15 protein-coding genes are annotated in these 13,271 nt (G+C 42.1%); 6 read left to right on the forward strand and 9 right to left on the reverse strand.

Annotation, left to right across the window (positions count from 1 at the left end; translation table 11 throughout):
• Nucleotides 1-2: 2 nt before the first annotated feature.
• The 3 genes from sbcD to NSQ52_RS05405 are packed head-to-tail and all read left to right on the forward strand — an operon-like array spanning nucleotide 3 to nucleotide 4,887.
• Entirely contained in the window at nucleotides 3-1,178 is a 1,176-nt protein-coding gene (gene sbcD, locus NSQ52_RS05395) for an exonuclease subunit SbcD (protein ID WP_342467931.1), read from the forward strand.
• The gene (gene sbcC / locus NSQ52_RS05400) at nucleotides 1,175-4,570 is read left to right on the forward strand and encodes an exonuclease subunit SbcC (protein WP_342473981.1); all 3,396 of its coding nucleotides are present in this window, start codon (nucleotides 1,175-1,177) and stop codon (nucleotides 4,568-4,570) included. The genes sbcD and sbcC overlap by 4 nt, the downstream gene beginning before the upstream one ends.
• A gap of 17 nt (nucleotides 4,571-4,587) precedes the next feature.
• Nucleotides 4,588-4,887 carry a hypothetical protein gene (locus NSQ52_RS05405; protein ID WP_017360217.1) on the forward strand — a complete coding sequence of 100 codons (300 nt, stop codon included), beginning with the start codon at nucleotides 4,588-4,590 and terminating at the stop codon, nucleotides 4,885-4,887.
• A 47-nt stretch (nucleotides 4,888-4,934) separates the two neighbouring features.
• On the opposite strand, the gene NSQ52_RS05410 is transcribed toward NSQ52_RS05405, so the two are convergent.
• The 8 genes from NSQ52_RS05410 to NSQ52_RS05445 form a co-directional block, all read right to left on the reverse strand.
• Complete coding sequence (locus NSQ52_RS05410) at nucleotides 4,935-5,153, reverse strand: spore germination protein (protein WP_003211468.1); 219 nt, start codon at nucleotides 5,151-5,153, stop codon at nucleotides 4,935-4,937.
• A 22-nt stretch (nucleotides 5,154-5,175) separates the two neighbouring features.
• Entirely contained in the window at nucleotides 5,176-5,610 is a 435-nt protein-coding gene (locus tag NSQ52_RS05415; RefSeq protein ID WP_008348609.1) for a spore germination protein GerPE, read from the reverse strand.
• Nucleotides 5,610-5,786, reverse strand: coding sequence for a germination protein GerPD (locus NSQ52_RS05420; RefSeq protein ID WP_003210893.1), 177 nt, complete (start codon nucleotides 5,784-5,786; stop codon nucleotides 5,610-5,612). Before NSQ52_RS05420 ends, NSQ52_RS05415 begins: the two co-directional genes overlap by 1 nt.
• Entirely contained in the window at nucleotides 5,783-6,397 is a 615-nt protein-coding gene (locus NSQ52_RS05425; RefSeq protein ID WP_008348607.1) for a spore germination protein GerPC, read from the reverse strand. The genes NSQ52_RS05420 and NSQ52_RS05425 overlap by 4 nt, the downstream gene beginning before the upstream one ends.
• 31 nt (nucleotides 6,398-6,428) lie before the next feature.
• Complete coding sequence (locus tag NSQ52_RS05430) at nucleotides 6,429-6,662, reverse strand: spore germination protein GerPB (RefSeq protein WP_035392485.1); 234 nt, start codon at nucleotides 6,660-6,662, stop codon at nucleotides 6,429-6,431.
• 14 nt (nucleotides 6,663-6,676) lie between these two features.
• Entirely contained in the window at nucleotides 6,677-6,898 is a 222-nt protein-coding gene (locus tag NSQ52_RS05435; RefSeq protein WP_003211745.1) for a spore germination protein, read from the reverse strand.
• 127 nt (nucleotides 6,899-7,025) lie between these two features.
• Nucleotides 7,026-7,187: an aspartyl-phosphate phosphatase Spo0E family protein gene (locus NSQ52_RS05440; RefSeq protein ID WP_008348605.1), complete on the reverse strand. Its 162-nt coding sequence runs from the start codon at nucleotides 7,185-7,187 to the stop codon at nucleotides 7,026-7,028.
• A gap of 122 nt (nucleotides 7,188-7,309) precedes the next feature.
• A complete protein-coding gene (locus NSQ52_RS05445) occupies nucleotides 7,310-8,404 on the reverse strand; it encodes a CotH kinase family protein (protein ID WP_342473982.1) in 1,095 nt (364 codons plus the stop codon).
• 906 nt (nucleotides 8,405-9,310) lie between these two features.
• Between NSQ52_RS05445 and NSQ52_RS05450 the strand changes: the two genes are divergently transcribed.
• Both NSQ52_RS05450 and NSQ52_RS05455 read left to right on the forward strand, forming a co-directional pair.
• Nucleotides 9,311-10,216, forward strand: a complete 906-nt coding sequence (locus tag NSQ52_RS05450; protein ID WP_007499116.1) for a fumarylacetoacetate hydrolase family protein — start codon at nucleotides 9,311-9,313, stop codon at nucleotides 10,214-10,216.
• A 91-nt stretch (nucleotides 10,217-10,307) separates the two neighbouring features.
• On the forward strand, nucleotides 10,308-10,676 hold the full coding sequence (locus NSQ52_RS05455; protein WP_007499115.1) for a YisL family protein: 369 nt from the start codon (nucleotides 10,308-10,310) through the stop codon (nucleotides 10,674-10,676).
• Between the two features lie 38 nt (nucleotides 10,677-10,714).
• Here NSQ52_RS05455 and NSQ52_RS05460 read toward each other — a convergent pair whose 3' ends face one another.
• Nucleotides 10,715-11,242: a DUF2777 family protein gene (locus NSQ52_RS05460; protein WP_342473983.1), complete on the reverse strand. Its 528-nt coding sequence runs from the start codon at nucleotides 11,240-11,242 to the stop codon at nucleotides 10,715-10,717.
• Between the two features lie 155 nt (nucleotides 11,243-11,397).
• Between NSQ52_RS05460 and asnB the strand changes: the two genes are divergently transcribed.
• Complete coding sequence (gene asnB / locus NSQ52_RS05465; RefSeq protein ID WP_047945600.1) at nucleotides 11,398-13,239, forward strand: asparagine synthase (glutamine-hydrolyzing); 1,842 nt, start codon at nucleotides 11,398-11,400, stop codon at nucleotides 13,237-13,239.
• The last annotated feature ends 32 nt before the right edge of the window (nucleotides 13,240-13,271 follow it).

A 13,271-nucleotide genomic window follows, 5' to 3' on the forward strand; every position in this document is an offset into this window, starting at 1 on the left:
ACATGAGGATTCTGCATACAGCGGATTGGCATCTAGGGAAAACCCTTGAAGGTCGAAGCCGGCTTGAGGAGCAAGCGGAGTTTTTAGATGAATTAAATCAAATCGTCAAGGATGAACACATTGATGTCATTGTGATGGCAGGCGATGCCTTTGATACAGTAAACCCTCCTGCTCGCGCAGAACAGCTTTTTTATGAAAGTTTGTCTGCATTATCTGATAAAGGAAAGCGTCAGGTGGTTGTGATCTCTGGCAACCATGATAACCCAGACCGTTTATCAGCCGCATCTCCTTTAACGAATGAGCAGGGGATTCATTTAATTGGATATCCGACAAATGATTTAATTCATGTCGATGTTTCTTCTGCAAGTGAACGTCTATCTATTGCAGCACTCGCTTACCCGTCTGAAGCAAGGCTAAACGAGGTGCTGGCTGAAACATTTGAAGAGAAACTGCTTCGTGATCAGTACAATTTAAAAATACAACAAATGTTTCAACATTTAAGCAGCCAATTTCAGGCGAATACGGTCAATATCGCAACAAGTCATATTTATGTGGCAGGTGGCAGTCAAACGGATTCGGAAAGGCCGATTGAAGTGGGAGGCGCATATACCGTTGCGGCCGAAAGTCTGCCTGAGGCGGCTTGTTATGTCGCATTGGGGCATTTGCATCGCCCCCAAACCATTAAACGTGCCAAGACGATTGCCCGCTATTCTGGATCTCCACTTGCATACAGCTTTTCTGAAGCAGGCTACGCCAAATCAGTCACCATTGTGGATGCAAAACCGAATGAAACAGCAAGCTGGAAAGAAGTGTTTTTATCAAGCGGTAAACCACTTATGAAGTGGAAGGCGACTGAAGGGCTGAGCCAAGTACACAATTGGCTGGATGAAAAGCGGGATCTTCAAGCCTGGATTGATTTAGAGATTCACTTAACAGATCAGCTGTCGATCGAACAAATTCATCAGCTTAGAAAACAGCATAGTGGATTTGTCCATATTAGACCAAAGTTTAAAGAGTTACAGCAAAAAGAAGAACAAAAACAAGTGGAAAAGCTCTCGATTGAAGAGCGGTTCGTGAAATTTTATGAGCGTCAGACAGGTGGAGGTCTACCTGATGAAAAAACCGTCAAGCTATTTTTAGAGCTTGCCAATGACATGCAAGAGGAGGAAGCGAATTGAAGCCGATCACGTTAACCATTAAAGGACTTCATAGCTTCAGAGAAGAGCAAACCATTGACTTTAGCTCCTTATGTGATGCAGGTGTGTTTGGTATTTTTGGACCGACTGGAAGCGGAAAATCGTCCATATTAGATGCCATGACACTCGCACTCTATGGCAAGGTCGAACGTGCACTCAATAATACGCATGGTATTTTGAACCAAGCTGAAGAAAAGCTGTCTGTCTCCTTTACGTTCGCTTTGCAAAGAGAACACCATATTTCTTATAAAGTGGAACGTGCCTTTAAACGTGCAGATGAAATGAAGGTTAGAACGACGTTATGCCGATTGATTGAAATTGGTGATACGCAGACAGTTCTTGCAGATAAAGCAAGTGAGGTCAATCGTAAAATAGAAGAATTACTTGGTTTAACCATTGACGATTTTACGAGAGCGGTTGTTTTACCCCAAGGAAAGTTTGCGGAATTCCTTTCATTGAAAGGAGCCGACAGACGCCAAATGCTTCAGCGTTTGTTTAATTTAGAGAAATATGGTGATCAGCTCGTCAAACGTTTACGCGCAAAGGCTCAAAATCACTACGGACAGAAAAACGAACTGCTGGCTGAATTGACTGGATTAGGAGAAGCTGGGCCAGAGGCATTAGCGAAAGCTAAAGAAGCAGCTGCGCAGGCGCAAGCTATTTTTCATGAGAAAAAACAAACGCGGGACGAAGCGTTCACTGCTTTTACAAAAGCGCAAGCCATCTGGCAGTATCAAAAGGAACAAGAAGCGTACGAGAAGGAACAACACAACCTCAATCTGCTGGCATCCACGATGGAAGAGAAAAAGAATCAACTTCACATTGCAGAGCAGGCAGAGACATTAAAGCCTTATGCGGATGCATTAACAAAGGCTGAAAAGCAGCTCTCTCAAGCATCAAAAGAGAAGCAGGAAGCAGAAAAACATTTACTTCATCAACGAACGATCTATGATCAAATGACGCAGGAGTATGAGCAAACGCGGCAAAAGAAAATGGAAAATGAGCCAGAGCTTCTTCAAAAGAAAGAGCAGCTTATTCAATTAAAAGAAATTGAACGAAAAAAAGAAACAGCTCTTCAGGAAAAGACCGTACTAGAGCAGCAAAACCATGAAAAAGCGCAGCAATTGACTCAAAAAAAAGCGGAAGCCGAAAACGTGCAATCTTTATTAGAGCGTGCGCTTGCGAAACAAACACAGTTGAAGCATGAGCTGGAACAATTACAAGTCTCTGTCAAAGAGCGGAAACTTGTACAAGACGCACTTCGTTTCAGTGAAAATGTTCAAAGAATGAATGTGAGCATTCAAAAGGAAGAACAAAAGATTGAGAAGCTAAGACAGCGTTCAGCAAAGGCGACACAATCGTATGAAAAGCTTCAAAAACAGCAAAAAGATCATCATGAAAAAATAAATCAATCGTTTCAAGCGATAGAGCAATTGTATTTTTATGTATGTGAATTTGAACGAGGTCTTACAGAATGGAGTCATAAAGAGCAGGACAAAAAACAAGAAAAATTAAAACAGCGTGATGTTGTCAGATCGGCAGAATTAAGAAAAGAATTAGCGGCAGAGCTAGTAGACGGTGAACCATGTCCTGTTTGTGGATCGATTCATCATGATCCAAAGGCTGTGATAGACAATGACCATGAAGAAACGGTTGCCCAAATTGATGAATGGATTGTAAAAATGGATAAAGAGCTCAAGCTGGCAGAGGAATATGCTAGAGACATGTTTGCTGCAAAGCAGCTGCTTGAAACGCATGCCAATCAATTAGTTAAACAGTTCTCCTTTTTATCTCAAAAAGCCCCCGATTCGGAAGTAGCTGCAGCAGTAGAAGCAGTACAGAATCCGCAGTCTTTGCACCAGCTGATTCAAGAATGGAAAGGCGTAAAACAAGATATTCAAGCAATCGAAAGCAAACGAGCTCGTTTAATGGACGTCACTTATGATCAAGCGGCAGAAATGAGCAAAGTAAAAGACCAACTGACATTTGAGCAGCAGCGCATACAAGAACTAGACATGCTGATCAAGGAGCTTCGATCTGAGCTTTCCGAACAACTGACGCAATTTGAACAGACCTTTCCTCACCTGACAATCAACCAAGTGCAGGAAATGCAGCAACAAATTGACGAAAAGGATCAACAAGCGGAAGGTTATCAAGAGCGTATTGAGAAGAGTATTTCTTTTCTAGAGGAAAAACAGCAGGCAAAAGAGCATCTGCAAACAGCTATATACGATCTAGAGAAGGAACTCGATAAGCTGGCGCATCAGCTGGGAAGCCAGCAACACCTGATCGATCAATATGAAACAGATTTACAGCGATATCCTTTAAAAGCGGCTTCTCTTTCTGATGAACTGTACGAAGTTCAACAATCTCTTGTTCATCTAAATGAAAAAGAACAGCAATCGTACGAGCAATTTAAGCATGCACAGCAATTATTTAGTGAGGCACAAAGCCATTTCTCAAGCAGTGAACGTCAGCTCCAAGAGGCGAAGCGGCGAAAACAAGAAGCTGAGAAAGCGTGGCAAAAAGAAACAGCATCTACTCCTTTTGCTCATCCTCAGGAGATAGCACCTGCTTTAATGGATCGATCTGTACGTCTTACAGTCAAACAGGAAATTGAGGAATTTGAGGATAAAAGAAAGCAATGTGCAGCAAACTTAAAGCGAATTTCTGAACTGTTAAAAGGTGAGTCGCTGGATGAAGACGAGTGGACAGACATTCAACTAAAAAAAGAAGCGGCAGAAAAAGCGCTTGAAGAAGCGACAGCGCTGAGTGGATCTGCACAGGAGCATCTGCGAGTGATTGAAGCAAACCATCAGCGCTTTGCAAGCATTCATGAACGCCTTGAAGAACTGCAGCAAGAAATTGACCGGCTGGATAAGCTTCAAACGGTGTTTAAAGGGAATACATTTGTTGAGTTCCTAGCAGAAGAACAGCTAGAAAGTGTCAGTCGTGATGCTTCTCATCGTCTTGGGATTTTGACAAGACAAAGGTATGCCATTGAAGTCGATTCAGAGGGCGGTTTTGTGATGCGGGATGATGCCAATGGAGGTGTCAGACGTCCGGTATCCAGCTTGTCTGGGGGAGAAACTTTCCTGACGTCTTTAGCACTTGCCCTTGCTCTGTCTGCACAAATTCAGCTGAGAGGTGAGTTCCCGCTGCAATTCTTCTTCTTAGATGAAGGATTTGGTACACTCGATCAAGACTTGTTAGATACGGTGATTACAGCATTAGAGAAGCTACAATCTCAAAATTTGGCTGTTGGTGTGATCAGCCATGTGGAAGAATTAAAGATGAGACTGCCAAAGAAACTGATTGTCCACCCAGCAGATCCAAGCGGGAAAGGAACAACAGTCTCGATGGAATTAATGTAAAGTGAGGTGATCTCAGGATGGCAAAGCAAACGATTGGATTATGTGAGCTGTGCGGAAGACAAGAGGTCGTCCTTACAGAACATCACTTAACGCCAAGAGAAGAAGGAGGGGCCTTTCTACCGACTGCCTTCCTGTGTATCCCTTGCCATAAACAGGTACATGCTCTTTATACAAACCAGGAGCTTGCCGCACGTTTGAATACGCTGGATGCCCTAAGACAAGATGAAAAGCTTGTTCCGTACATCAAATGGATTCGAAAGCAGCCGGCAAGCAAGCTGGTCAAAACAAAGAAATCAAGACAACGCAGAAAGAAATAAGCATAAAAAAGCGCTCCTCTAAATGAAATGAGTGTAGAGGAGCCGCTTTATGCATTGCCTACCATATTCTGATCATTTAAGTCAGGATCCACATAGTTGGTGGCGCTAATGCCATTATTTAAAATCAAGAAATCTCCGGTATTCCCCGCTCCAGAGCCTAAAGCAGATTTTGAAGAACTTTTAGGCGAAAGATAAAATGAGTCACCGACGTTTACGACGCCCCCAGAAATCGAGTTAATGTAAATGGGTCCGACAATTGCTGGCATAATCGACATCCTTTATTCGAAGTCATATCACCATCATATGCGCAGGTAGGTCCAATTGTGAGTTTGGCGGATGTTCGTCGTTGTTGCTAAATAACTCTCGAATATGCTTCACTCGCGCAACGGCATTTATTCCGCACGTAGAGCCAATTTGATAGATAGAGGAGGAAGAGACCCCTTCTACATGAATGGACGACACTTTAATGAGAGGCTTTTCATGATAAAAGGCCGTTCTAACCGCTCGTTCTGGCAGCATCAATGGGATCGGCTCATAATACACTTCAAATTCTTTTGCATCTAGGTTTTCAGCTTCATTTCCATAAAATAAACTAATCGTTCGCTGGACAGCTAGCACCTTCACGTTCGGACAGAGCTCTTGTGTATCACCAATTTGAACAACACTTGCAATCCCGACAGAATTCACCTTCGAGAACTTCACTTGAGATGTGCGCTTGATCATTATCGAGGGGCTAGAGGAACAAACGGGCCAATAATTAATGATTCTGGCGGTGTATCGAAAATCGATGACAGTTGTACATGGTCCGTGTCCCCGATAATAAATAGGGAAGAGGACGATACCCCAACTACTTTAATGCTTCCAGTTTCGATGTTGCGGTTGACGACTGTGAAATTCATCCGTTTTCCTCTCCTTTCGTTTCATTTGGAATATGGGCTAAAAAGTGCTCGATTGCCCGTTTGACATCATGTTTCACGTATTCAGCAATTTGCTCGGAACGTTGAAGCGGGGTCATATCTTCCCTTTGTGGCAGCTGCCCCGCATAATATTTGATTCTGCTGTCTATTTGTTTTCGAATGTCCTCAATGATATGGTGTTTGTTGCTTTCATCAAGCGAGCCTTCGTATCGCTGCTCTAGTTCTTCAAGAAGCTGCGGTGCTTCTTCATTTAAGAATGCATCGACAAGCTGGCGTGTTTGATTGAAAAATTGATCAGCCATTTCTTGCTGCATCATTCCAATTCCCGGGGTTGTTGTTTGGCCCACTTCAAAATTTTGAACACTATTTGGATCAGATGGATTGAGGCCGATATTTAATGTGCCTTCCAGCCGCTCGATTTTCAGTTGATCAAATTGATAATCAATCCGTTCAATCGTTGTTGTCGGTTTATCTTTGATCATTTGCATTTCCTGCTGAAGCTCGTTAAGCCTTTTTTCAAGCATCATGATTTGCTGTGTTTGCTTTTGAATGATGCCATACATTTGTGAAGCGCTGTTTTGATAGTCATACATATGCATACACCTCCGGGGATTGCAGATGAACTTATGTTGTTGGTGACTGAAGCGGTACAAAAGGTGCCGTGCTTGCGCCTTGAGACTCTTCAATTCCTTGTGTGCCTGCTGCGGCAGGTGCTGACTCTACATAGCTTCCAGTGTTATACAGATTGGAGAGTGCCTTGATTGATCCAGCACTGCCGATTTGCAGAACGGATGAGTTACTCACAGACTCCACACGTAAGTAATTAATTTGTATCGCTTGATTAATATAGAAGTTCAATGGATTCTCACTCCTTACAAGTTACCAACAAGCGGTTGATCAATGACATCACTATCATACGTATTTGTCACACTTTTATAGTTGCTAATGCGTAATTGATCACCAGTGTTAAAACTGCCTGCGCCGGCAAACGTTTTAACCTGACTATTTGGAGAAATGGTGATGCAGTCTCCAACATGAACGACTCCGCTCGTTCCGACGGCATTTACTTTAAAGGCTCCAACAATAGCCGGCATAGCGGTGCACATCCTTTAGAAAAATAGGGCACTTCGTTTTTGGGCGTTTCACCATAGCTTATGATGGGTCTTTTAATATGTGATTGTCTTTTTGAAGAACTTTGATGAGAGGAATGAAGTGTATGGTTTACCCTTTATTCGAGCATTCTTTAGAGGTGGTTTTGATGCCTTTATTTAAGAGTGTGTCAAGCTCTTGACTGCACCTGATGGTTTCTTCGGCATTCATTCCGAATTTTTTTGCGGTCTCAATCAAATGTAATCTTTTTTGTTCAATTTCATAATTGATCATAACGGACGCCAACTCTCACATTTTTTATCAAATAGAAGGATATGGTTAGTATACCCTATTTTTCTATAAAAAAAGCTCTTTCGTCAATATGAGAACTAAAGTGACAAAATTCGAAAGTGTGTTTACAGGCGCGATGTCTCTTTTTTAATCTCAGTTTGTAAATAACGTCGTCTTTTGTTGATATACTGTCGGATTAATTCTCGCTCTGAACGCAGCATGTCTTGTCGGTTTTTCGTATATGGATCATCTCCAATTCGCTGCTCAATCGAAGCATGCCATGTCTCAATGATGGGGAGAAGCCGTTTTTCTAAAAAATGTGTATCTAGTACGTGCTGGAAAAGGGCATAATAGTCTCTTTTAAATGCAGGGATGTCTAGTAATCTAGCGGTTAATGTATTGAAACCGCTGACTGGAATATAATCAAACGCCATTTCTTCTCCGTGAATATCACGACCCCAAGTCGCATCATAATCCCAAGGCATTACTTGAAACCTTCCTTGATCATTCACATAAAGCGCATAGTTATGAACAAAGCCATCAAAATTTTGGGTACACACGACACCAATGAGCCAGCGGAAATATTGTGTTACATCAAGGTACTGCTCAATCTTATTTGCAAACGTGTCGTCCCTTGCGGTGTTCAAAAAGTAAATAAATTCACTCAGCTGCTTGTCGTGTTCAGGAGTTCCCGTTTTTTTCTCATAACCGAGAAGAAGATGTTTTTTTGGCTTTTTATCAAATGAACTTAAAAGAGAGAAATTGGCGTCATCATCTACAGCATAATAAATGCCGCCTCCATGCAGCTGTCGTTTTTGGAGGAACAGCTCATCTACAGATTCTATTTTTAAATAAATGCCTTCTTTTCTTCCATTAATGGTCAGAAACACATGAGAAGCGGATGGGCTGAATACACCCATCTGTTCAAAGAAATAAAAAGACAGCCTGTTGCGAATGAAAGAAGGATCATTGTACTCTGCATTTAAGTGAAAAAGGGATTCGCCCTGTCTTTGCTTTGGTTTTCGATATTCAATTTGATAGGATTTTTTCTTGAGCTTTCGGATGTGTGATCCTCGGTATGAGGCATAAATATGTGACTTCGTTTGGCCGGTTTTCAGAATGGCCTCGACGGGTTCATCGTTCCATACGTCCTTTTTTAATTCCATGAGATCTTTTGGATGAATCCAGATATCCAGTTGTTTTAAAGGTTCTTTGTCCATGCGTTCATCACCCTCCTATATCTCCTCCACTATATGAAAATGAAGGAATGTCCTGTACCTGCTGGTAGGTATTCATGGAGTTTTCTAAGAAAGAGGCATTCGCCAAGAACACTTGTCTATCGAGTCTCGTAACATAAAGCAGAGAAGATAAACAGCTTTGTCTGTTTGTTTTGTCAGAGCACAGATTGGGAGGGGAATTGTTCGTGAGCACATTTGATCATTCGCATATTGAACATGCAGTTGATTCACTTCGAAGTGAGGGGCGTGATCATCACTTAGATCGTGAACCAGAATCGGGATATTCGCACAAATCATCTCGTTCTCGTCATTCAAATCGCCGTCACTGGTTCTTTGGTGGAGGAGGCTGCCGTAAGTCACATCGCAGCAAAAAAAGCCATAAAAGCTATCGTTCTAAAAAAAGCTATCGCTCTAAAAAAAGTCGCTGCTCAAAGAAAAGTGTAAAGAGCGAGAAACCATGCAAAAGCAAAAAGTCGTATAGAAGCAAGAAATCATGCAAAAGCAAAAAGTCGTATAAAAGCAAAAAGTCATACCGCAGTAAAAAGAGTAAACCAAAAAAATCATGCCGCAGCAAATACAGATCTCATAAGAAAAGCTGCCGCAAATCACATCGCAGCCATCGATCTAAGCGTTCTCATCACCATAAACGGAGTCACTCTTGCCGAAGATGCGGAAAGAAAAAACATCATTCCCGCCATCAAGGAAATGTTGATCGTAAATGGGATCAAGGGAATATGTGGGAGTATCGACGCTACCGCTAAATATCAGGTCTTCATTTTTGAAACCCTTTTTAAAAGAGAGTATGATAAAAAAGGGTTTTTTTTATTTCGTAGAGAAATAAAAATGAGACATCATAATGTAGTGAAATGAAGATTGTGAGGGGAAAACATGAAGTTTTTTACAGGTGAGATACATAACAGATTGTTTATCGGGGTCGTCATTGATGATGAATGGGTGATGGACGTCAAAAAGGCAGAAGCAAAACTATTTGAGCTGGAGACATTGCCAAACTCTTTATCTGAATGCATCAACATGGGGGACAAGTTTGTCGAACACGTCAAACAGCTTCTTGATTGGGCGGAGAAAAAAGAAGAAGACCGTGGCTCTTATGTCTATCCGCTTTCGGACGTGACACTCCATGCACCGATTCCAAAACCAACGAAAAACATCATGTGTGTTGGGAAAAACTATCAAGATCACGTCATGGAAATGGGAAGTGCGGCAGATATTCCTAAAGACGTGATGATCTTTACAAAGGCGCCTACCTCTGTTGTAGGGCATGAAGCGGACATTCTTCTCCATGAAGATGTGACAAGTGAATTGGATTACGAAGGGGAGCTTGCCATTGTCATTGGCAAAACAGGAAAGAATATTGCTCCTGAAGAGGTCCACGATTACATTTTCGGTTACACCATTTTAAATGATATAACGGCAAGAGATTTGCAGAAAAAACACAAACAATTTTTCATCGGAAAAAGCTTAGATACAACTTGTCCAATGGGACCTTATATCGTTCACAAGTCAGTGATCGAGGATCATGGAGCACTCCATGTGGAAACAAAGGTAAACGGAGAGGTTCGTCAGTCTGCCAGTACGGAATTAATGATCTTCCCAATTGAAGACATTGTGTCAACTCTTTCAAAAGGGATGACGCTGGAAGCGGGAGACATCATTGCAACAGGTACACCTTCTGGAGTCGGCAAAGGTTTTGAACCGCCAAAATTTTTAGCCTCAGGCGATCAGGTTGAAGTAACAATTGAACCAATTGGGACGTTATCAAATCGCGTCAAATAAAGGCGTGTTGACACAGGATTGTCGCTTTGTGTTCGACTTATTTCGTGGTACGATGAGAAGGTAATTGTTCTGATAAAGGGGGAAATCACAAATGGGAACACATTTACATATTACAGCGTGGGTGCTAGGTATTATTTTATTTTTCGTTGCCTTTGCATTAGCAGGTAAAAACGATAAAGGCGCTAAAATTGTGCATATGATCGTACGACTGTTCTACTTGATTATTATTGCAACAGGCGTAGAGCTGTATGTTCGCACAGGAATGAAAATCCCGGGTTACGGGGGCGAGTATGTTGGAAAAATGATACTTGGTATTCTTGTGATTGGTTTCATGGAAATGGTCCTTGTACGCAAGAAAAAAGGAAAATCGGTGACGGGTGTATTCATTGGTTTTATTGTGGTTGCCATTGTGACCATTCTTCTCGGCTTACGTCTGCCGATCGGTTTCCATATCTTTTAAGATAAAAAGGGCATTGCTTATCAAAAGCAGTGCCCTTTTTATGTGAGATCAAACTGAGACATCAGCCGGTGACCGTCAGACGTCGTCCATTCCAATTGAACTTGATTTGTACCCGAATGATGGTGGAATTGAAGGGCAAGTGATTGCATGTCTCCTGAAAACTGAAAAAAAGACACGCGATGAGAAGGATGGAAGGAAGAGAAGACACAATCATAGACGGAAAAGCCAAGCTGTTCTACATAGTCAATGATCTGATAAAAGACGCTTTCCGGTACGAACATGAGCAAATCAAGCCACCCTTTAGAAAGAGACGCTGGATATTGAATACATTCTCCGCCTTTTACCTCCATCAACTGTCCGTTTTCACAAAGAACGACAGACCCGAGCAATTCTCCTTTTGTCCATCGCTCCTTTTCTTTCAAACAGATCATAGAACTTTGAAGGCTTTCAGGCAGCATGATGTCTCCTTCTTCGTCTTCAATCAGACAATGACCGTTTTCCATCAGTAAGTACCCGTTACACCATTTTGGGTGGTTTTGCTGAAGATATGTCATTCGGTTCTCCATTCGCAAAACCTCCTTTCCTCTTTCTTTTCTTACCAAATGAAGCTTGTCCTATACACAGGGGGAAAAAGGACAAATCAACTATCAAGGAGCCGATGCATAAACTAAGAAAGGCTAAATGAGAACACTTGATGAAAAACGGATGGGAGCTGATGATGATGTGTGGAATAACAGGCTGGGCAGACTTTAAAAAGCAGCTCATCCAACAGGATCATGTAATCAATCAAATGACAGAGACATTATCTAAACGAGGGCCGGATGATACAAATACGTGGAAAAGTGAGCACGTTCTTTTCGGCCATAAACGGTTAGCCGTTGTCGATGTTGAAGGCGGAAAGCAGCCGATGACATATACCCATCAACACCATGATTATACGGTGGTATACAATGGAGAACTTTATAACACGGAGGATATACGAAAAGAATTATTCAAAAGGGGGCACCGCTTTCTTGGGCATTCTGATACAGAGGTTCTTCTTCACGCCTATACAGAATGGAAGGAAGAGTGTGTGACCCATTTTAATGGAATTTTTGCATTTGTCATTTGGGATAGTGAACGTGAATTATTATTTGCAGCGAGAGACCGGCTCGGTGTCAAGCCATTTTTCTATACAGAACGTCATCATTCCTTTTTGTTTGGCTCAGAAATCAAAGCACTTCTGGCTCATCCTGAAATGAAAGCCAAAGTGGATCATGAAGGGTTATCAGAAATCTTTGGTTTAGGGCCGTCTAGAACACCAGGGCAAGGCGTATTTAAAGGGGTGAAAGAGCTGAGACCTGCTCATGCCTTAACCTTCTCAAAAGATGGTTTGCGTGTGTGGAGGTACTGGAATGTCAAAAGCAAGCAGCATACAGATTCGCTTGATGACACCGCTCAGCACGTGAAGGAACTCTTTACGGATGCTGTTACAAGACAACTCGTCTCTGATGTGCCTGTATGTACGTTTTTATCGGGCGGTGTGGATTCTAGTGCCATTACGGCCATTGCCGCCAAGCACTTTGAGAAAATAGGGAAAGCCCCGCTGCATACGTATTCCGTTGATTACGACGGAAATGATCAATTCTTTGAAGCAAGTCAATTTCAGCCGAATGCTGACGGCCCGTGGATTGATCGAATGACCAAAGCGTTTCAAACGAATCATCACAGCTGTATCATTGGGCAAAAAGAGCTGGCTTCTTATTTGAAAGAAGCGGTTGAAGTGCGAGATTTGCCGGGGATGGCAGATATTGATTCATCCTTACTATGGTTCTGTCGAGAAATTAAAAAGGATTTTGTTGTCGGTTTATCAGGTGAATGTGCAGATGAAATTTTTGGAGGTTACCCATGGTTTCACATGGCAAGCGAAACCAATGGATTTCCGTGGATGAGATCAACGGAAGCACGCATTCAGCTTCTTCAAGACTCATGGCAAAAGAAATTATCACTGAAGGAATATGCGCAAAGCAAATATGAAGAAACCGTGGCAGAAACCCCTCTTTTAGATGGGGAAACTGGAGTAGATAAAGCCCGAAGAGAACTTTTTTACTTAAATATGATTTGGTTTATGACAACACTGCTGGATCGAAAAGATCGTATGAGCATGGGGGCGAGCCTTGAGGTACGTGTACCATTCGCAGATCATCGTCTTGTTGAGTATGTATGGAATATTCCTTGGGAAATGAAAATGTATGGAAATCGGGAAAAAGGGGTTTTGAGAAAAGCATTAGAGGGAATTTTACCGAATGAAGTGCTTTATCGCAAGAAGAGCCCTTATCCGAAAACACATCATCCTGCTTATACTCAGGCGGTAAAAGAGATGTTAACAGATTGTCTCGCGCAAAAGGATTCTGTGCTTCATGAATTTTTAGATCCACATCAATTAAAACAGCTGATTGAAACAGAAGGGGCTTCTTTCCAGGTTCCTTGGTATGGTCAGTTAATGAAAGGCCCACAGCTCATTGCCCATTTGGCACAGATTCATCATTGGTTTGAAACATATCGAATTGATATAGAAGCATAACAAAGGGTCGGCTTTCTTGCACTTGTTGAAAG

This window comes from Bacillus sp. FSL W8-1141 (genome assembly GCF_038593205.1).
Classification (GTDB): domain Bacteria; phylum Bacillota; class Bacilli; order Bacillales; family Bacillaceae; genus Bacillus; species Bacillus altitudinis.

Coding starts and splice junctions, on each gene's coding strand:
- NSQ52_RS05405 (WP_017360217.1), top strand. CDS start 4,588: ATGGCAAAGCAAACGATTGGATTATGTGAGCTGTGCGGAAGACAAGAG.
- NSQ52_RS05435 (WP_003211745.1), bottom strand. CDS start 6,898: ATGCCGGCTATTGTTGGAGCCTTTAAAGTAAATGCCGTCGGAACGAGC.
- NSQ52_RS05460 (WP_342473983.1), bottom strand. CDS start 11,242: ATGGAGAACCGAATGACATATCTTCAGCAAAACCACCCAAAATGGTGT.
- NSQ52_RS05410 (WP_003211468.1), bottom strand. CDS start 5,153: ATGCCAGCAATTGTCGGACCCATTTACATTAACTCGATTTCTGGGGGC.
- NSQ52_RS05455 (WP_007499115.1), top strand. CDS start 10,308: ATGGGAACACATTTACATATTACAGCGTGGGTGCTAGGTATTATTTTA.
- NSQ52_RS05450 (WP_007499116.1), top strand. CDS start 9,311: ATGAAGTTTTTTACAGGTGAGATACATAACAGATTGTTTATCGGGGTC.
- NSQ52_RS05425 (WP_008348607.1), bottom strand. CDS start 6,397: ATGTATGACTATCAAAACAGCGCTTCACAAATGTATGGCATCATTCAA.
- NSQ52_RS05445 (WP_342473982.1), bottom strand. CDS start 8,404: ATGGACAAAGAACCTTTAAAACAACTGGATATCTGGATTCATCCAAAA.
- asnB (WP_047945600.1), top strand. CDS start 11,398: ATGTGTGGAATAACAGGCTGGGCAGACTTTAAAAAGCAGCTCATCCAA.
- NSQ52_RS05415 (WP_008348609.1), bottom strand. CDS start 5,610: ATGATCAAGCGCACATCTCAAGTGAAGTTCTCGAAGGTGAATTCTGTC.
- sbcD (WP_342467931.1), top strand. CDS start 3: ATGAGGATTCTGCATACAGCGGATTGGCATCTAGGGAAAACCCTTGAA.
- NSQ52_RS05440 (WP_008348605.1), bottom strand. CDS start 7,187: ATGATCAATTATGAAATTGAACAAAAAAGATTACATTTGATTGAGACC.
- NSQ52_RS05420 (WP_003210893.1), bottom strand. CDS start 5,786: ATGAATTTCACAGTCGTCAACCGCAACATCGAAACTGGAAGCATTAAA.